14 protein-coding genes are annotated in these 18,937 nt (G+C 74.9%); 12 read left to right on the top strand and 2 right to left on the bottom strand.

Annotation, left to right across the window (positions count from 1 at the left end; genetic code table 11):
- Positions 1-1,649 (bottom strand): sensor histidine kinase KdpD (locus tag J7I94_RS25875; protein ID WP_251075744.1); only part of this gene is annotated, 1,649 nt, incomplete at its 3' end.
- A 325-nt stretch (positions 1,650-1,974) separates the two neighbouring features.
- On the opposite strand from J7I94_RS25875, the gene J7I94_RS25870 reads away from it, so the two are divergent.
- Both J7I94_RS25870 and J7I94_RS25865 read left to right on the top strand, forming a co-directional pair.
- The gene (locus J7I94_RS25870) at positions 1,975-4,902 is read left to right on the top strand and encodes an FAD-binding and (Fe-S)-binding domain-containing protein (protein ID WP_215170553.1); all 2,928 of its coding nucleotides are present in this window, start codon (positions 1,975-1,977) and stop codon (positions 4,900-4,902) included.
- Positions 4,903-5,112: 210 nt separating this feature from the next.
- On the top strand, positions 5,113-5,349 hold the full coding sequence (locus tag J7I94_RS25865) for a hypothetical protein (RefSeq protein WP_251075743.1): 237 nt from the start codon (positions 5,113-5,115) through the stop codon (positions 5,347-5,349).
- Positions 5,350-5,386: 37 nt separating this feature from the next.
- Here J7I94_RS25865 and J7I94_RS25860 read toward each other — a convergent pair whose 3' ends face one another.
- On the bottom strand, positions 5,387-5,839 hold the full coding sequence (locus J7I94_RS25860) for an NUDIX hydrolase (protein WP_215170551.1): 453 nt from the start codon (positions 5,837-5,839) through the stop codon (positions 5,387-5,389).
- 323 nt (positions 5,840-6,162) lie between these two features.
- Between J7I94_RS25860 and J7I94_RS25855 the strand changes: the two genes are divergently transcribed.
- The 10 genes from J7I94_RS25855 to J7I94_RS25810 all read left to right on the top strand — a co-directional run bounded on the left by J7I94_RS25855 (position 6,163) and on the right by J7I94_RS25810 (position 18,932).
- A complete protein-coding gene (locus tag J7I94_RS25855; protein WP_215170549.1) occupies positions 6,163-7,113 on the top strand; it encodes a DMT family transporter in 951 nt (316 codons plus the stop codon).
- A gap of 332 nt (positions 7,114-7,445) precedes the next feature.
- Positions 7,446-8,633 carry a hypothetical protein gene (locus tag J7I94_RS38590; protein WP_251075742.1) on the top strand — a complete coding sequence of 396 codons (1,188 nt, stop codon included), beginning with the start codon at positions 7,446-7,448 and terminating at the stop codon, positions 8,631-8,633.
- A gap of 84 nt (positions 8,634-8,717) precedes the next feature.
- Positions 8,718-9,512: a TIGR03084 family metal-binding protein gene (locus J7I94_RS25845; RefSeq protein WP_215170547.1), complete on the top strand. Its 795-nt coding sequence runs from the start codon at positions 8,718-8,720 to the stop codon at positions 9,510-9,512.
- Complete coding sequence (locus J7I94_RS25840) at positions 9,509-11,179, top strand: acyclic terpene utilization AtuA family protein (protein WP_215170545.1); 1,671 nt, start codon at positions 9,509-9,511, stop codon at positions 11,177-11,179. The genes J7I94_RS25845 and J7I94_RS25840 overlap by 4 nt, the downstream gene beginning before the upstream one ends.
- The gene (locus J7I94_RS25835) at positions 11,176-12,774 is read left to right on the top strand and encodes an acyl-CoA carboxylase subunit beta (protein ID WP_215170544.1); all 1,599 of its coding nucleotides are present in this window, start codon (positions 11,176-11,178) and stop codon (positions 12,772-12,774) included. Before J7I94_RS25840 ends, J7I94_RS25835 begins: the two co-directional genes overlap by 4 nt.
- 8 nt (positions 12,775-12,782) lie before the next feature.
- A complete protein-coding gene (locus J7I94_RS25830; protein WP_215170543.1) occupies positions 12,783-14,630 on the top strand; it encodes a biotin carboxylase N-terminal domain-containing protein in 1,848 nt (615 codons plus the stop codon).
- Between the two features lie 84 nt (positions 14,631-14,714).
- The gene (locus J7I94_RS25825) at positions 14,715-15,857 is read left to right on the top strand and encodes an acyl-CoA dehydrogenase family protein (protein WP_215170542.1); all 1,143 of its coding nucleotides are present in this window, start codon (positions 14,715-14,717) and stop codon (positions 15,855-15,857) included.
- Positions 15,858-15,883: 26 nt separating this feature from the next.
- The gene (locus J7I94_RS25820) at positions 15,884-17,455 is read left to right on the top strand and encodes a 4-coumarate--CoA ligase family protein (protein ID WP_215170541.1); all 1,572 of its coding nucleotides are present in this window, start codon (positions 15,884-15,886) and stop codon (positions 17,453-17,455) included.
- On the top strand, positions 17,452-18,186 hold the full coding sequence (locus J7I94_RS25815; protein ID WP_215170540.1) for an enoyl-CoA hydratase family protein: 735 nt from the start codon (positions 17,452-17,454) through the stop codon (positions 18,184-18,186). The genes J7I94_RS25820 and J7I94_RS25815 overlap by 4 nt, the downstream gene beginning before the upstream one ends.
- A complete protein-coding gene (locus tag J7I94_RS25810) occupies positions 18,174-18,932 on the top strand; it encodes a TetR/AcrR family transcriptional regulator (protein WP_306522435.1) in 759 nt (252 codons plus the stop codon). The genes J7I94_RS25815 and J7I94_RS25810 overlap by 13 nt, the downstream gene beginning before the upstream one ends.
- Positions 18,933-18,937 lie beyond the last annotated feature (5 nt).

Here is an 18,937-nt window from a genome sequence, read left to right as displayed (position 1 = left end):
CGCGTTCGGCCTCGGCGAGGGTGCGTCCGCGGCGGCGGCGGGGGAGTCCGTGCGGGAGCGTGGACTCTTCCGAGGCCGGTGCGGAGGAGAGGGTGGAGGACTCGGAGCGCGCCGGGTGCTCCGTGGCGTCCCGGTGGTCCCTGGCACCCTGGTGGTCCCTGACGTCCCGGTGGTCCCTGGCGTCCGGGCCGGTCGCGCCGTCGGCGGCCGTGGTGTGCCGCGTCCCGGCGTCCTGGCCGGTGCGGGCCGCCGGGGAGGAACCGTGGCGCTGCGGGAGCCGGGGGGCCGCGGACGCGGTGTCGGTCGTATCGGTCGCGTCGGCCGTCCCGGCCGTGCCGGTCCCGTCGGCCGAAGCTGTCCGGGCGGACCGGTCCGCCGAACCCTGCCGGGACCAGCAGGTCCTGCGGGATCAGCATCAGCACGCCCGTGCCGCCCCGGGCCGACGGACGGAACGACACCTTCAGGCCGTACCGCTGGGCCAGCCGCCCCACCACGGTGAGTCCCAGCCGGGTGCCGGTCAGGCCGCCCAGCCCGGCGGTCTTGCCGGACACCGCGCGTTCGGCGCGGCGCAGCTGGACGTCGCCCATGACGAGGCCGCTGTCCTCGACGGACACGATGGCGCCGGCCGGGACCTCCTCGACGTAGACGTGGACCTCCGCCGTCGGCGGGGAGAAGTTCGCGGCGTTGTCCAGGATCTCGGCCAGCGCGTGCATCACGCCCTCGGCGGCGTGCCCGGCGACCGCGGTCTCGCTGGTGGAGTGGACGCGGACCCGCTGGTAGCCGCTGATCCGGCCCATCGCGCCGCGCAGGATGGACTCCATGCCGATCGGCCGGGCCCAGCGGCGTCCCGAGCGGGCTCCCGCGAGGACGGCGACGGAGTCGGCGAGCCGTCCGGCCTGGGCGGTGCGGTGGTCGAGCTGGAGGAGGTCGGCGAGTACGTCCTCGTCCGCGTGGCGTTCCTCCATCGCGCGCAGGTCGGCGAGGGTGGCGGTGGCCAGCGCCTGGAGGCGTCCGGCGACGTTGGCGGTGGCGGAGACCGCGGCGGTGCGGCGGGCCTCGGACTCGCGGAGTTTCTTGGTGAGCCGGGCGATCTCCCCGGTCAGCCGGGCCCGTTCCGCGGTGTGCTCCTCGACGAGCCGGTCCCGGTGCGCCTCGTACTCCCCGGTGAGCCGGGCGAGTTCGGTGGCGTGTTCCTCGGTGAGCCGGGTGTGTTCGGCGGTGTGGGCGTCGGTGAGGCGGGTGCGCTCCTGGGTCAGTTCCGCCGTCGCGCGGGCGCGTTCCTGGGCCAGTTCGGCCGTCAGCCGGGTGCGCTCCCGGTCCAGTTCGCCGCTGAGCCGGGCGCGTTCCTGGCGGGCCTCCTCGGCGGTCCGGACGCGCTCCTGGAGCAGCCGCCCCATCTCCTGGTTGGCGGACTCCAGCCGGCGGCGGGCCGCTCGGGCCGCCCGGATGCCGTACACGGCCACGGTGACCGCCACGCTCAGCAGCAGGCCGGCCGCGCCGCCGCCCAGCGCGAGCGGGAACCGCACGCTCTCGGGCGCGACGACGACCGCCGCGGTCACCGCGAGCCCGGCCGGCACCGCGGTGACCAGGAAGGCGGGCAGGAGACTGGATATGGCGGGGCGTTCGCCGGGAGGCGGGGGGGAGGTCATCAGTCGGTTCCTCGGTCGGGTCCGCGGGCGTTCACCGGGCGGGGCGGCGGCCTGCGGGAAGGTTCCTCAGGTGGTGTCGTCGGGGGCGTTCCGTGGGGGAAGTGAGGGGGTTTCGTGGTCTGTTTTCGGCAGTCTTCTCCGGTGCCGGACAACACCTTTGGCTACCTGACGGTCACTATAAGAGACTCCGCGATCGCGTTGGGCACATTAGTGTCACGTTCTCAGCATCAGATCACAGGAACAACTACGGCAAACATGCCGGGCGTGGACGCCCCGCCCCCGGTGGCCCGAAGCCGTCCCCCGCCCGGCCGGGCATGCTGAGGACATGACGGATGCAGCGGAAGCCGGGCCCGAGGTGCGCAGCGCGCTGCGGGCGGCCGTGCGCGGCGAGGTCTCCTTCGACGCGACCGCCCGGGCCCTGACCACCATGGACGCGTCCAACTACCGCCGGGTCCCGCTGGGCGTGGTCGCCCCGCGCGACGCCGACGACGTGGCGGCCGTGCTGGAGGTGTGCCGGACCCGGGGCGTTCCGGTCGTGGCGCGCGGCGGCGGCACGTCGATCGCGGGCCAGGCGACCGGGACCGGCGTGGTCCTGGACTTCACCCGGCACATGAACCGGCTGCTCTCCCTCGACCCCGGGACCCGTACGGCCGTCGTACAGCCCGGCCTCGTCCTGGACCGGCTCCAGGAGGCCACCGCCCCGCACGGCCTGCGCTTCGGCCCCGACCCCGCCACCCACAGCAGGTGCACGCTCGGCGGCATGATCGGCAACAACTCCTGCGGCTCGCACTCGGTGGCCTGGGGGACGACCGCCGACAACGTCGCCGGGCTGTCGGTCCTGACCGCGCGCGGCGAACGGCTGCGGCCCGGACCGGAGTGGGCCGGGGCGCCCGCCGGCCTGCGCGCGCTGGTGGACGGCGAGTCGGCGCGGCTGCGTACCGGCTTCCCCGACCTGCCCCGCCGTATCTCCGGCTACGCCCTGGACGCCCTGCTGCCGGAGCGCGGCGCGGACGTCGCCCGCTCCTTCTGCGGCTCCGAGGGCACGCTGGGCGTGCTGACCGAGGCGGTCGTCCGGCTGGTCGAGGCACCGCCCGCGCGGGCCCTGGCGGTGCTCGGGTACGGCGACGAGGGCGCGGCGGCCGAGGCGGCGGCCGGGCTGCTGCCGCTGGGGCCGCTGACGGTGGAGGGGATGGCCGCCGACCTGGTGCCGGACCCGGGCGGACTGCCCAGGGGCGGGGCGTGGCTGTTCGTGGAGACCGGCGGCGCCACCCCGGCCGAGGCCCGCGCGCGGGCGGAGGCGGTGGTGCGGGCCGCCGACGTCGTGGACGCCCGCGTGGTGACCGACCCGGCCGGGCAGCGGGCGCTGTGGCGGGTACGGGAGGACGCGTCCGGTACGGCGACCCGGATGCCGGACGGCACGGAGGCCTGGCCCGGCTGGGAGGACTGCGCGGTGCCGCCCGCCCGGCTGGGCGCCTACCTGCGCGACTTCAGGGCGCTGCTGGCGTCCCACGGGCTGCGCGGCACGCCGTACGGGCACTTCGGGGACGGCTGCATCCACGTCCGGATCGACTTCGACCTGCTGACGGACGCCGGCGTCGCCCGCTTCCGGCGCTTCTCCGAGGAGTTGGCGGACCTGGTGGTGGCGCACGGCGGTTCGCTGTCGGGCGAGCACGGCGACGGGCAGGCCCGCGCGGAACTGCTGCCGCGCATGTACGGCGCCCAGACGGTCGCCCTCTTCGAGCGGGCCAAGGCCGTCTGGGACCCGGACGGCCTGCTCAACCCCGGCATGCTGGTCCGCCCGGCCCCCCTCGACGCGGACCTCCGCTTCGCCGTCCTGCCGCGCGAGCCGGTCGACGTCGCCTTCGGCTACCCGGCCGACGGCGGCGACTTCACGGCGGCGGTCCGGCGCTGCGTCGGGGTCGCCAAGTGCCGTACGACGGTGGCGGCGGGCGCGTCCGTGATGTGCCCGTCGTTCCGGGCGACCGGCGAGGAGGAGCACTCGACGCGGGGCCGGGCCCGGCTGCTGCACGAGATGCTCGCCGGCGAGGTGATCACCGACGGCTGGCGGTCCACGGAGGTCCGCGACGCCCTCGACCTGTGCCTGTCCTGCAAGGGCTGCCGCTCGGACTGCCCGGTCGAGGTGGACATGGCCACGTACAAGGCGGAGTTCCTGCACCACCACTACGCGGGCCGGCGCCGCCCCGCCGCCCACTACGCGATGGGGTGGCTGCCGGTGTGGCTGCGCTGGGTCTCCCGGACCCGGGCGGCGGCGGCCGTCAACGCGCTCGCCGCCGTGCGCCCGGTGGCCGCGGTCGCCAAGCGGCTGGGCGGCGTCGCGGCCGAGCGGGAGATCCCGCGGCTGGCCGGCGAGACGTTCAGCCGGTGGTGGCGCGGGCGGCGGCGGACCCCGGGCGACGGCGGTGACCTGGTGGTGCTCTGGCCCGACACGTTCACCGAGCACCTGTCACCGTCCGTGGGACGGGCGGCCGTACGCGTCCTGGAGGCGGCGGGGCTGCGGGTGGCGCTGCCGCCGACGCTGCGGCCGGGGCGCGGCGCGGCCGGCGACGGCCGGACCCGGTCGCCCGCCGCCCTGCTCACGGCCCGGCGCGGCCGGGTCTGCTGCGGACTGACGTACGTCTCCACCGGGCAGCTCGACCGGGCCCGCGCGGTCCTGCGCCGCACCCTCGACCTGATGGAACCGGTGCTCGCGACGGCCGCCCCGGTCGTCGTCCTGGAGCCGAGCTGCGCGGCGGCGCTCCGTACCGACCTGCCCGAGCTGCTGCACGACGATCCACGTGCCGCAGCCCTCGCCGGCCGCGTCCTCACCTTCGCCGAGGCACTGGAACGCCACGCCCCCGACTGGACCCCGCCCGCCCTGAACCGCCCGGTCACCGGCCAGACCCACTGCCACCAGCACGCCGTCCTCGGCGACACGGCCGACCGCCGGCTGCGCGCCGCCGCGGGCCTCACCGGCGAACTGGCCGGCGGCTGCTGCGGGCTGGCCGGCAACTTCGGTTTCGAGGCGGGCCACTACGAGGTGTCCGTGGCGTGCGCGCGGGACCGCCTCCTGCCCGCGGTGCGCGAGGCACCGGACGGGGCGGTGGTCCTGGCGGACGGCTACTCCTGCCGCACGCAGCTGGAACAACTGGCCGGGACGCGGGGCCGGCATCTGGCGGAGGTGCTGGCGGAGGGACTGGGTCAGGCGAAAATCGATGACACTACGGCCAGCGGTGTCATCGATCCGCTCACTTGAGCAGTGTGATGACACACGGAACGCTTCTGTCACCCGTTTTCGGCTGGACTACCTCACCCTGACCGGAACAGAGGAACGCAGGGGCGGTCAAGGTGACGACGCCCAGGACGGCACCCCGCCGGGACGGACGCCGTCCCGGCCCGCGCGAGCCCGAGGGGAGCGCGACGCCCCCCTCCGGGCGCCGTCGTCGCAGAGCAGGGGTGCTGCTTCGTGAGCGACAACGGCACCGAGGTCGGCGTGGACGTCGCGGCCGACGGGAGCGCGGTCGTCGACCTGTGGCGCCTGCGCTGGTACGGGCTGAGCCTGCCGGAGCCCCTTGACGTCCCGGACGACGTGATGCGGTCCGTGATGCGGTCCGCGGCGCGGTCCCTGCGGTCCGCGGCGCGGTCCCTGCGGTCCGCGCCGCGGACCGAGGTGCGGCCGGGCTGGTTCAGCGTGGCCGGCTGATCGCTCAGGACGCGGAGCGCGGGCGGCCCGGCCGGGCTCAGCAGCTGGTCTCGCCCCGGACCAGCGGACGGCACACCGGCTGGATGTCCTCCGGAAGTTCGTCGGGCCGGCACCAGCGGGCCTCCAGGATCTCGAACGGGTCGATGCGCAGCTCGCCGCCGAGCAGCCGGGCCTCGTAGGCCACCTCCAGACGGGTGCGGAAGCCGCTGTTCAGCATGACCAGCCGGCCCGCCTCCACATCGAGGCCGGTCTCCTCCTTGACCTCGCGGACCACGGTCCGACGGAAGTCCTCCCCCTTGTGCGCGAAACCGCTCGGCAGGCCCCACTGGCGGCCGGGCGGCCACATCCGGTGCCGGAGCAGCAGCACCCGCCCTTCGCCGTCCCGTACGACGCCGGTCACACCGACCACGAACTTCGGGTTCAGCAACCACATCAGGCGGCTCTGCACAGGGCGCAGGGCGCGCCAGAGTCGGGCGAGGAGTCGGCTCACGGGGCCTCCGGGACGGACGGGGACGGAAAGGGGTCGGAAGGGCCGGAAAGGGGCCGGAAGGTGGTCGGAAGGTGGTCGGACGGGCCGGGAACGCCGCCCCCGCGGACGCTACCCGGCGCGGGCGGTCGGTCCGCGCGCCGGGCGCGCGTTGACAGCCGCGTACCCGGCCCACGACAGTTGCATGGCAGGGCTACACGGCTGACCGGGTCCATCGCCCTGTACCACACAGTACAGTGAGATGGACGCAAGCCTGTCCGTCGCCTTCACCGATCACCGTCACCGCCATCACCCACATCACCCCCACCACCGTCCCCGGAGCCCCTGTGAACACCCCCAGCGCCGAGCCCGGCATACCGACCCAGGCCGCCCCCGCGACAAGCGGCGCGGCCCCGACCGGGGGAGCCCCCGGCCGCCGGGGCGCCCTCGGGCCGGTCGGCCTGGTCCTCGCCGGCGGGCTGTCGGTGCAGTTCGGCGGCGCGCTGGCGGTGACCCTGATGCCGAGGGCCGGCGCGCTCGGCATCGTCACGCTGCGGCTGGCCGTCGCCGCCGTGGTGCTGCTCCTGGTCTGCCGGCCCCGGCTGCGCGGCCACTCCCGCGCCGACTGGGGCACGGTGATCGTCTTCGGGGCCACCATGGCCGGCATGAACGGCCTCTTCTACCAGGCGGTCGCCCGTATCCCGCTCGGCCCCGCCGTCACCCTGGAGGTCCTCGGCCCGCTCGCCCTCTCCGTGCTGGCCTCGCGCCGGGCGGTCAACCTGCTCTGGGCCGGGCTGGCCCTCGCCGGGGTGTTCCTGCTCGGTGGCGGGGGCTTCGACGGCCTCGACCCGGCGGGGGCCGCGTTCGCGCTGGGGGCGGGCGTCATGTGGGCGGCGTACATCGTGTTCAGCGCCCGTACCGGCCGCCGCTTCCCGCAGGCCGACGGGCTGGCGCTGGCGATGGCGGTGGGCGCGCTGCTCTTCCTGCCGATGGGCATCGCCGAGTCGGGCGCGAAACTGGTCGACCCGGTGACGCTGAGCCTGGGCGCGGCGGTGGCGCTGCTCTCCTCCGTCCTCCCCTACACCCTGGAACTGCTCGCCCTGCGCCGCCTGCCCGCCTCCACCTTCGCGATCCTCATGAGCCTGGAGCCCGCCCTCGCGGCCGGGGCCGGTTTCCTCGTCCTCGGTCAGGCCCTGTCCGCCATGGAGGCGGCCGCGATCGCCCTCGTCATCGCCGCGAGCCTGGGAGCGGTACGCACCCAGGTGAGCCGGGGCAGACCCCCGGTCCCGGAGGCCTGAGGCCGTCCGGCACGTCGAGGCCGGGGCCCGACCGGTTCCCGGCGGCGGGCCGGTCCACCGCGGGGTGAACCGGTGCCGTAAAACGCTCGTTTCAGCGCGTATACCGGCCGTTCCGCCACCGTGGCTCACGCGGGGGTGGTGGCGACCACGAAACTGCCGACCTCGAAGGTTGCGATGCGCGTCCACGAGACCACCACCGGCCGCGACGGCGCCGAGCCCGGCCGTTCCGCCGCCCGCCTGCCCGCGTCGCGGCGCCGGCTCCCGGCGCCGCGACGCCCGCACGGGCCCTGCTGGCGCAGCAGGGCACCGCGGGCAACGCGGCGGTCGTCCAGATGCTCCGGCAGACGGGGCACTCCTGGGCCCAGTACCAGCACCAGCACCAGCCCCAGCGCGGCGCCGGTACGCCGTCGGTGCAGCGCATGCTGCGCTACGACCCGGTCAAGATGAACGCCGGGTACGACGCCGACCTGTCCGACCAGTCCGGTTCCGAGCGGGGCCGCAGCCGCCCGCCGGGCCCGCGGGCCGCCCGGCCCGCCTCGACGCCCCGGCCCGCCTCGACGCCCCGGCAGGTGTCGCCGCCCGCGACATCCCCCGCCCAGACGGCCCACGCGGCCGCGTGGAACATCGCCCTCCGTATCTGTGGGCCGGGACCGGGGGCGACCGCCCAGGAAGTGGACGCCGTCACGCAATTCGTGAACTCCGCGGCGGCATGGGCCGCTCACGAGGTGAGCACCATCGAGGTCGCGCCGCGGTCGAGAGAAGCGGCGGAGTTCGAGCACACGTTCCGCTCCACGTACGCGAGGGTGTTCGAGGAGCGGTTCGCCACCAAGGGCTGGGAAGCCGAGACCGTCACGGAGTCCGCGCGCGAGGCGGCCCGTGACGCGCGTGCCGCCGTGGGCCTCGAAAGGCGGATCTCCGGCGGCCGTGGGGTGCCCGGCGTCCCTGATCTGCCCATGAACGAACTGATAGCCCCGCTGCGCACCTTCCTCAGGAAGAGCGTGGCCGACGGCGAGGAGGACGCGTACAAGGTCACGGTCAAGGCCGACCGCGGCCAGCCCTGGACCAGTCCGGGGTTCTACCGCGAGTTCGAGGTGGGGCATGTCTGGATCCAGGTGGAGACCGGCAGGGGGAGGCGCACCTCGTTCGGGTTCTACCCGGAGGCCGGCGCCGGACCGGTGCAGAGCGTGCCCGGCATGATCCGCTGTCCCGAACCGCACGTCAGGTACACCGACAAGATCTCGGAACGCGTTCCGCTGGAGGATGTCGTCCGCGGCTACATGGTCGCCCACCGGCGGTCCAGGGAGCCCTACAACTTCCTGCGCTACAACTGCACCAGCTTCGCGGCCGAGGTGTGGCAGGCCGTGACCGGGCAGGGGCTGCCCCGAGGGCTGGTGGTCTCCAACCCCGCCTCCGCGGGCAGCGGCATCTACGACGCGCACCAGCGGGCGGGCCGGCGAAGGGCGGGAGGCGGCGCCGCCGGGCCGTTCCCGTACAGCGACTCCGAGGCGAACCGCGACTGACCCCGCCCGGGTGGCGCGGGCCCCGCCGAAAATCAAAGCAAGCATGCTTGCTTGTTTGTGGCACCGCTGCCATGCTCCTCTGCCATGGCCGACCCGACGCCCGTCCTCGACGACCTACGCGCCGAAAGTGCCGAACTCGACTGTCTGATAGCCGAGTCGACCCCCGCACAGTGGGCCCTCGCCACCCCCGCCCCCGGCTGGACCATCGCCCACCAGATCGCCCACCTCGCCTGGACGGACCACTCCGCCCACCTCGCGGTGACCGACCCGGAGGCGTTCCGGCCCCTGGTCGAGAAGGCGCTCGCCGCACCCGGCTCCTTCGTGGACGACGGAGCGGCGGACGGCGCCCGCCTCCCGCCCGCCGAACTGCTCACCCGCTGGCGCGACGGACGCGCCGCCCTCGACCGCGCCCTGCGCGCGGCCCCGCCCGGCGCCCGGTTCCCCTGGTACGGGCCGCCCATGTCGGCCGCCTCCCTGGTCACCGCCCGCCTGATGGAGACCTGGGCGCACGGCCTGGACGTCCGCGACGCGCTCGGTGTCCCGCACACCCCCACCGACCGGATCCGGCACATCGCCTTCCTCGGGGTCCGCACCCGCGACTTCGCCCACGGTGTCCACGGGCTCCCCGCTCCCGCCGACGCGTTCCGCGTCGAACTGCGGGCCCCCTCCGGCGAGCGGTGGACCTACGGCCCCGAGGACGCCGCCCAGCGCGTCACCGGCCCCGCCCTCGACTTCTGCCTGCTGGTCACCCAGCGCGCCCACCGCGCCGACCTGGCCCTGCGCGCCGAGGGCCCGGACGCCGACCGCTGGCTGGACCTCGCCCAGGCGTTCGCCGGACCGCCGGGAGCGGGACGCCCTCGGAAAGGGGACGCCCGGTGACCGTCCTGCGGATCGGCAACGCCTCCGGCTTCTACGGCGACCGCTTCGACGCGATGCGCGAGATGCTCACCGGCGGCCCGCTGGACGTCCTCACCGGCGACTACCTCGCCGAGCTGACCATGCTCATCCTGGCCCGGGACCGGCTGAAGGACCCCGGCGCCGGATACGCCCGCACCTTCCCGCGGCAGCTGGAGGAGTGCCTCGGCCTCGCCCACGAACGGGGCGTCAAGATCGTCACCAACGCCGGCGGGCTCAACCCGGCCGGACTCGCCGGCGCCGTACGGGAGCTGGCCGGCCGGCTCGGCATCCCGGTGCGGGTCGCGCACGTCGAGGGCGACGACCTCACCGCCGGCCACCCCGGCGCGCTGGCCGCCCACGCCTACCTCGGCGGCTTCGGCATCGCGGAGTGCCTGCGGGCGGGCGCCGACGTGGTCGTCACCGGCCGGGTCACCGACGCCGCCCTGGTCACCGGGCCGGCCGCCGCGCACTTCGGCTGGGAGCCGGCGGAGTACGACCGGCTCGCGGGGGCGGTCGTCGCCGGGCACGTACTGGAGTGCGGGGCGCAGGCGACCGGCGGCAACTACGCCTTCTTCCGGGACGGCGACGTCCGCCGCCCCGGCTTCCCGCTCGCCGAACTCCACGCCGACGGCTCCTCCGTCGTCACCAAGCACCCCGGCACCGGCGGCTTCGTCGACACCGGCACGGTCACCGCCCAGCTCCTGTACGAGACGGGCGGCGCCCGGTACGCCGGGCCGGACGTCACCGCCCGCCTGGACACCGTGACCCTCACGCCGGACGGCCCCGACCGGGCCCGGATCACGGGCGTCCGCGGCGAGCCCCCGCCGCCCACGCTCAAGGTCGGCGTGAACCGTCTCGGCGGCTTCCGGGGCGAGGTCGTCTTCGTCCTCACCGGCCTCGACATCGAGGCCAAGGCGGCCCTCGTCCGGGAACAGCTGGAACCCGCCCTCGGTACGGTCGCCGGCGTCCACTGGGAACTGGTGCGCACCGACCGGCCCGACGCCCCGACCGAGGAGACGGCCAGCGCCCTGCTGCGGCTCGTCGCCCGCGACGCCGACCAGCGTGCCGTCGGACGGGCGCTCAGCGGGGCGGCGGTGGAGCTGGCCCTCGCCGGTTACCCCGGCTTCCACCTCCTGGCACCTCCCGGGAAGGGCGACCCCTACGGTGTCTTCGAGGACGCGTACGTCCCCCAGGGCGCCGTCGGCCACGTCGCCGTCCTCCCCGACGGACGCCGCGTCCCCGTACCACCGCCCCCGCACACCGCCGCCCTCACCGGCGTACCGGAGCCGCCGCTGCCCGGACCCCTGCCGCCCGGCCCGGTCAGGAACGCGCCGCTCGGCCGGATCGCCGGCGCCCGCAGCGGCGACAAGGGCGGCGACGCCAACGTCGGCGTCTGGGTCCGCTCCGACGACGCCTGGCGGTGGCTCGCGCACGAGCTGACCGCCGAGCGGTTCCGCGAGCTGATCCCCGAGGCCCGCGACCTGCCGGTCACCCGGCACACGCTCCCCGGCCTGCGCGCCCTGAACTTCGTCGTGGAAGGCATCCTCGGCGAGGGCGCCGCCGCGCGGGCCCGCTTCGATCCGCAGGCCAAGGCGCTCGGCGAATGGCTGCGTGCCCGGCACCTGGACATTCCGGAGGTCCTGCTGTGACGGTCCTCGAATCCGCCCTCGACCCCACCGCCCCCGACCACCGCGCGAACCGCGAGACCATGCTCGCCAAGCTCGCCGAACTGGACGCCGAGCACGCCAAGGCCCTCGCGGGCGGCGGCGAGAAGTACGTCGCACGGCACCGCGCACGCGGCAAACTCCTCGCCCGCGAGCGCGTCGAACTCCTCCTCGACCCCGACACCCCCTTCCTGGAACTGTCCCCGCTGGCCGCCTGGGGCAGTGAGTACACCGTCGGCGCCTCCCTCGTCACCGGCATCGGCACGGTCGAGGGCGTGGAGTGCCTGATCACCGCCAACGACCCGACCGTGCGCGGCGGCGCCTCCAACCCCTGGTCGCTGAGGAAGGCCCTGCGCGCCGACGACATCGCCCTCGCCAACCGGCTGCCCTGTATCAGCCTGGTCGAGTCGGGCGGCGCCGACCTCCCCTCCCAGAAGGAGATCTTCATCCCCGGCGGCGCGGTCTTCCGCGACCTCACCCGGCTGTCGGCGGCCGGCATCCCCACCGTCGCCGTCGTGTTCGGCAACTCCACGGCCGGGGGCGCGTACATCCCCGGCATGTCCGACCACGTGATCATGGTCAAGGAGCGGGCCAAGGTCTTCCTCGGCGGCCCGCCCCTGGTCAAGATGGCCACCGGCGAGGAGAGCGACGACGAGTCCCTGGGCGGCGCCGAGATGCACGCCCGCACCTCCGGTCTCGCCGACCACTTCGCCGTCGACGAACCCGACGCCCTGCGCCAGGCCCGCCGGATCGTCGCCCGCCTCGACCACCGCAAGGCCCACCCCGATCCGGGACCGGCCGAGCCGCCGAAGTACGACCCGGAGGAGCTCCTCGGCATCGTCCCCGCCGATCTGCGCACCCCCTTCGACCCGCGCGAGGTGATCGCCCGGATCGTCGACGGCTCCGACTTCGACGAGTTCAAACCGCTGTACGGGACCAGCCTGACCACCGGCTGGGCGACCCTGCACGGCCATCCCCTCGGCATCCTCGCCAACGCGCAAGGGGTCCTCTTCTCCGCGGAGTCGCAGAAGGCCGCCCAGTTCATCCAGCTCGCCAACCAGCGTGACATCCCGCTCCTCTTCCTCCACAACACCACCGGCTACATGGTCGGCAAGGAGTACGAGCAGGGCGGCATCATCAAACACGGCGCCATGATGATCAACGCGGTCGCCAACTCCCGCGTCCCGCACCTCTCCGTCCTCCTCGGCGCCTCCTACGGCGCCGGCCACTACGGCATGTGCGGCCGTGCCCACGACCCCCGCTTCCTGTTCGCCTGGCCCAGCGCCAAGTCCGCCGTCATGGGCCCGCAGCAGCTCGCCGGCGTGCTCTCCCTCGTCGCCCGCCAGTCGGCCGCCGCGAAGGGACAGCCGTACGACGAGGAGGGCGACGCGGCGCTGCGCGCCCTGGTGGAGCGGCAGATCGAGTCCGAGTCGCTGCCGATGTTCCTGTCCGGGCGGCTCTACGACGACGGGGTCATCGACCCGCGCGACACCCGCACCGTCCTCGGCCTGTGCCTGTCCGCGATCCACACCGCCCCCTACGAGGGCGCGCGCGGCGGCTTCGGCGTCTTCCGGATGTGAGGAGCCCCATGATCACCTCAGTACTGGTCGCCAACCGCGGCGAGATCGCCTGCCGGATCTTCCGCACCTGCCGCGAGGCCGGCGTCCGCACGGTCGCCGTCCACTCCGACGCCGACGAGAGGGCCCTGCACACCCGGCTGGCCGACACGGCGGTACGGCTGCCGGGGACGGCGCCGGCCGACACCTATCTGCGCGGCGACCTGATCGTGAAGGCCGCGCTCGCCGCCGGAGCCGACGCCGTCCACCCCGGCTACGGCTTCCTCTCCGAGAACGCCGCCTTCGCCCGCGCCGTCACCGACGCCGGCCTGACCTGGATCGGCCCGCCCCCCGACGCGGTCGAGGCGATGGCGTCCAAGACCCGCGCCAAGCAACTGATGGGCGTCGAGCCCCTCGGCGAGGTCACCGAGTCCGACCTGCCGGTCCTGGTGAAGGCGGCGGCCGGCGGCGGCGGACGCGGCATGCGGGTCGTCCGCCGCCTCGCCGACCTCGACGCCGCCCTGACCGCCGCCCGCGCCGAGGCGGCGAGCGCCTTCGGGGACGGCGAGGTCTTCGTCGAGCCGTACGTCGAGCAGGGCCGCCACGTCGAGGTGCAGCTCCTCGCCGACACCCACGGCACGGTGTGGACGCTCGGCACCCGCGACTGCTCCCTCCAGCGCCGCCACCAGAAGGTGATCGAGGAGGCCCCGGCGCCGGGCCTCACCGACGCCCTGACCCGCGAGCTGTACGAGCGGTCGGTGCGCGCCGCCCGCGCCGTCGGCTACGTGGGCGCCGGCACCGTCGAGTTCCTCGTCGCCCCCGACGGCCGGGCGCACTTCCTGGAGATGAACACCCGCCTCCAGGTCGAACACCCCGTCACCGAGGCCGTCTTCGGCCTCGACCTGGTCGCCCTCCAGCTCCGCGTCGCGGAGGGCCACGCCCTCGCCCCCGAGCCCCCGCTCCCCCGCGGCCACGCCGTCGAGGCCCGCCTGTACGCCGAGGACCCGGCCGCCGACTGGGCCCCGCGGACCGGCCGCCTGCACCGCCTCGCCGTCCCCGACGGCATCCGCCTGGACACCGGCTGCGCCGACGGCGACGACATCGGCGTCCACTACGACCCGCTGCTCGCCAAGGTGATCGCCCACGCCCCCACCCGAGCGGAGGCGGTCCGCCGCCTGGCCGACGCCGTGGAACGCTCCGTGATCCACGGCCCCCTCACCAACCGCGACCTCCTCGCCCGCTCCCTGCGCCACGACGACTTCACGTCCGCCCGCATGACCACGGCCTTCTACGACCGCCACCTCCCCGCCCTCACCACCCCCGCACCCGACCCCCTCGCCCCGCTCGCCGCCGCCCTCGCGGACGCCTGCGGCCGCTCCCGCTTCGGCGGCGCCTGGCGCAACCTGCCCTCCCAGCCGCAGGTCAAGCGGTACGCGGTCGGGGGCGAGGAACACGAGGTCCACTACCGCCACACCCGTACCGGCCCGGAAGCCGACGGCGTCCGGATCGTCCACACCGACCCCCGCCTCGTCGTCCTCGAAACGGACGGCGTCCGGCGCCGCTTCGAGGTGGCGTCCTACGGCGACGAGGTCCACGTCAACACCACCCGCCTCACCGCCCTCCCCCGCTTCCCCGCCCCCCGGCCCCAGCACGCCCCCGGCTCCCTCCTGGCCCCCATGCCGGGCACGGTGGTCCGCGTGGCGGAGGGCCTGGCCGAAGGCTCCCCGGTGGAGGCGGGCCAGCCCCTCCTCTGGCTGGAGGCCATGAAGATGGAACACCGGATCACCGCCCCGACCACCGGCACCCTGACGTCCCTGCACGCCGTGACGGGACAACAGGTGACGGTGGGTTCTCTGCTGGCGGTAGTGGAGGCGCCCTGAAGGGGCGCGGGACTGTATCGCTCATGCGGCTCCGCCGCGTGAGCGCGAGCAACCACCACGAAACCCGCACCCGAAGGAGCACAGATGCCCCCCGTCCTCCTCGAATCCGACGAACACAAGGCCCTCCGCCAAGCCGTGGCAACCCTCGGCGAACGCCACGGCCGCGACCACGACCGCGCGACCCTCTGGCAAGAGGCCGGCGAACTCGGCTACCTCGGCGTCAACCTCCCCGAGACCTACGGAGGAGGCGGCGGCGGCATCACGGAACTGTCGATCGTCCTGGAGGAACTCGGCGCGGCAGGCTGCCCGTTACTCATGCTGGTCGTCTCCCCGGCCATCTGCGGCACAGTCATCACCCGCTTCGGCACGGACGCCCAGAAACAGCAGTGGCTCCCCGGCCTCGCCGACGGCACCCGCACCATGGCCTTCGGCATCACCGAACCCGACGCCGGTTCCAACAGCCACCGCATCACCACCACGGCCCGCCGCGACCCGGGCACCGGCGACTGGCTCCTCACCGGCCGCAAGGTCTTCGTCTCCGGCGTCGACATCGCCGACGCCACCCTCGTCGTCGGCCGCACGGAAGACGCCCGCACCGGCAAGCTCAAGCCCTGCCTCTTCATCGTCCCCAGGGACACTCCCGGCTTCGGACGCCGCCAGATCGACATGGAACTCCACGCCGAGGAGAAGCAGTTCGAGCTGACCCTCGACGACGTACGCCTCTCCGCCGACGCGCTCGTCGGCGACGAGGACGCCGGTCTCCTCCAGCTCTTCGCCGGCCTCAACCCCGAACGCGTCATGACCGCCGCGTTCGGTATCGGCATGGGCCGCTACGCCCTGGCCCGCGCCGTCGAGTACGCCCGTCAACGCACCGTCTGGAACGCCCCCATCGGCGCCCACCAGGCCATCGCCCACCCCCTCGCCCAGGCCCACATCGACCTCGAACTGGCTCGCCTGATGATGGGGAAGGCGGCCCACCTCTACGACGCCGGCGACGACATGGGCGCGGGCGAGGCCGCCAACATGGCCAAGTACGCCGCCGGGGAGGCCTGTGTGAGGGCCGTCGACCAGGCCGTGCACACCCTCGGCGGCAACGGCCTCACCCGCGAGTACGGCCTCGCCTACCTGGTCACCGCCGCCCGCGTCGCCCGGATCGCCCCGGTCAGCCGCGAGATGATCCTCAACTACGTCTCCCACCAGACCCTGGGCCTGCCCAAGTCGTACTAGCCGGACCGCCCGCCCCTGGAGGAACCGTGTTCCGCAGCGAGTACGCAGACGTCCCGCCCGTCGACCTCCCCGTCCACGACGCCGTCCTCGCCCACGCCGCCCACTTCGGCGAGGCCCCGGCCCTGGTCGACGGCACCGACGGCACCACCCTCACCTACGCCCACCTGGACCGCTTCCACCGCCGGGTCGCCGCCGCACTGGCCGAGGCGGGCGTCCGCAAGGGCGACGTCCTCGCCCTGCACAGCCCCAACACCGTCGCCTTCCCGATCGCCTTCCACGCGGCAACCCGCGCGGGCGCCTCGGTCACCACCGTCCACCCGCTGGCCACGGCGGAGGAGTTCGCCAAGCAGTTGGCGGACTGCGCGGCCCGCTGGATCGTCACGGTCTCGCCCCTCCTGGACACCGCCCGCCGGGCCGCCCGCCTCGCGGGCGGCGGCGTCCGAGAGATCTTCGTCTGCGACAGCGCCCCCGGCCACCGCTCCCTCGTCGACATGCTCGCCTCCACCGCCCCCGAGCCGTCCGTCGCCATCGACCCCGCCGAGGACGTCGCCGCCCTGCCGTACTCCTCCGGAACCACCGGCACCCCCAAGGGCGTGATGCTCACCCACCGCCAGATCGCCACCAACCTGGCCCAGCTCCACCCGTCCATGCCGGCCGACCCCGGCGACCGCGTCCTCGCCGTCCTCCCCTTCTTCCACATCTACGGGCTCACCGCCCTCATGAACGCCCCGCTCCGCCTCGGCGCCACGGTCGTCGTCCTGCCCCGCTTCGACCTGGAGCAGTTCCTCGCCGCCATCCAGGCCCACCGCATCACCGACCTGTACGTCGCCCCGCCGATCGTCCTCGCCCTCGCCAAACACCCCCTGGTCGCCGACTACGACCTCTCCTCCCTACGGCGCGTCATCAGCGCCGCGGCCCCTCTGGACGCCCGCCTCGCCGCCGCCTGTTCCCGACGGCTCGGCCTGCCGCCGGTCGGCCAGGCGTACGGCATGACGGAACTGTCGCCGGGCACCCACGTCGTCCCCCGGGACCAGCTGGCCACCGCCCCGCCCGGCACCGTCGGCAAGCTCATCGCCGGCACCGAGATGCGCGTCGTCTCCCTCGACGACCCCGGCCAGGACCTCGGCCCCGGCGAGTCCGGGGAGATCCTGATCCGCGGCCCCCAGGTGATGAAGGGCTACCTGGGCCGCCCCGACGCCACCGCCGCGATGATCGACGCCGACGGCTGGCTGCACACCGGCGACGTCGGCCGGGTGGACGAGGCCGGCTGGCTCTACGTCGTCGACCGCGTCAAGGAACTCATCAAGTACAAGGGCTTCCAGGTCGCCCCCGCCGAACTGGAGGCCCTGCTCCTCACCCACCCGGACATCGCCGACGCCGCCGTCATCGGCACCCCCGACGAGAACGGCAACGAGGTCCCGCACGCCCACGTCGTCCGCGGCCCGGACGCGCCGCACCTGACCGAGAGCGAGGTCATGATGTACGTCGCCGAACGCGTCGCCCCCTACAAACGCGTCCGCCGCGTCACCTTCCTCGACGGCGTCCCCCGCGCCGCCAGCGGCAAGATCCTCCGCCGAGAGCTGAGGGACCGCCCGTGACCCTGACCGTCCACCCCCGCGCACGGGGCGTGCGGACCCTCGCCCTGGACTCCCCGGGGACCCGCAACGCCCTGTCCGCCGCCCTGGTCGGCGACCTCACCGCCGCGCTCGCGAAGGCGGGCGCGGACGACGGCGTACGGGCCGTCGTCCTCACCCACACCGGCACCACCTTCAGCGCCGGCGCCGACCTGCGCGACCCGCCCGGCCCCGAGGCGCTGGTCGCGCTGCTCCGGCAGCTCGTGGAGCTGCCCAAGCCGGTCGTCGCCCGGGTCACCGGCCACGTCCGCGCGGGCGGCCTCGGGCTGCTCGCCGCCTGCGACATCGCGGTGGCGTCCACCGCGTCGACGTACGCCTTCACCGAGGTCCGCATCGGGGTGGCGCCCGCCGTCATCTCGCTGCCGCTGCTGCCCCGCGCCGACCCGCGCGCCCTTGCCCGCTACTGCCTGACCGGCGAACGCTTCGACGCCGCCGAGGCCGTCCGGACCGGCCTGCTCACGGCGGCGGGCGACGACGTGGACGCCGTACTGGAACCGGTCCTCGACGGGCTGCGCAAGGCCGCCCCGGGGGCCCTGGCCGAGACCAAACGGCTGCTCACGGCTAGGGTGCTGGAGACCTTCGACCGGGACGCCGACGCGCTCGCCGCGCTGACGGCACGGCTGTTCGCCGCCGCCGACGCCCGCGAGGGGATGACGGCCTTCCTCGAACGACGGGATCCCGCATGGGTGCTGTGACCACGACCGGCGCCGACCCTGCCCCCGAACAGGACCGCGCCCCCGAACAGGACCAGGCCCCCGAACAGGACCGCGCCCCCGAACAGGACCGCGCCCCCGCACCGGACCGTGCCCCGAAGCAGGACCGCAGCCGGGCCACCCGGCAGCGGCTGCTCGCCGCCGCCGTGGCCTGCCTCGCCGAACACGGCTGGGCGGGCTCCACGGTCTCGGTCGTCGCCCTGCGCGCCGGTGTCTCCCGCGGTGCCGCCCAGCACCACTTCCCCACCCGCGAGGACCTGTTCACCGCCGCCGTCGAGTACGTCGCCGAAGAACGCTCCCTCGCCCTGCGCGCCCTCTTCCCCGAGGGCGCCGGAGACCGCCGCGCCGTGATCGCCGCCCTCGTCGACCTCTACACCGGCCCCCTCTTCCGCGCCGCCCTCCACCTCTGGGTCGCCGCCTCCAACGAGGAGCAACTGCGCGGCCGGGTCACCGAACTGGAGGCGCGTGTCGGCCGCGAGGCCCACCGCATCGCCGTCGGCCTCCTGGCCGCCGACGAGTCCCGCCCCGGCGTCCGGGAAACCGTCCAGGGCCTGCTCGACATGGCCCGCGGCCTGGGCCTCGCCAACCTCCTCACCGACGACACGGCCCGCCGGGAGCGGGTGGTCGCACAGTGGGCGGCCCTGCTGGACGCTGCCCTGGACCCGGCACCGCCACAGGACCCGGCACCGGCACAGGACCCGGCACCGGAACCCCGCGTCACGGACTGAACCCC

It is taken from the genome of Streptomyces sp. ISL-12 (assembly GCF_018614415.1).
In the GTDB taxonomy this organism is placed as follows: Bacteria; Actinomycetota; Actinomycetes; order Streptomycetales; family Streptomycetaceae; genus Streptomyces.
Note: the sequence above shows the minus strand (reverse complement) of the source record. Positions and strands in the feature narration are given on the sequence as shown.

Coding starts and splice junctions, on each gene's coding strand:
- J7I94_RS25870 (WP_215170553.1), top strand. CDS start 1,975: ATGACGGATGCAGCGGAAGCCGGGCCCGAGGTGCGCAGCGCGCTGCGG.
- J7I94_RS38590 (WP_251075742.1), top strand. CDS start 7,446: ATGCTCCGGCAGACGGGGCACTCCTGGGCCCAGTACCAGCACCAGCAC.
- J7I94_RS25845 (WP_215170547.1), top strand. CDS start 8,718: ATGGCCGACCCGACGCCCGTCCTCGACGACCTACGCGCCGAAAGTGCC.
- J7I94_RS25830 (WP_215170543.1), top strand. CDS start 12,783: ATGATCACCTCAGTACTGGTCGCCAACCGCGGCGAGATCGCCTGCCGG.
- J7I94_RS25825 (WP_215170542.1), top strand. CDS start 14,715: ATGCCCCCCGTCCTCCTCGAATCCGACGAACACAAGGCCCTCCGCCAA.
- J7I94_RS25810 (WP_306522435.1), top strand. CDS start 18,174: ATGGGTGCTGTGACCACGACCGGCGCCGACCCTGCCCCCGAACAGGAC.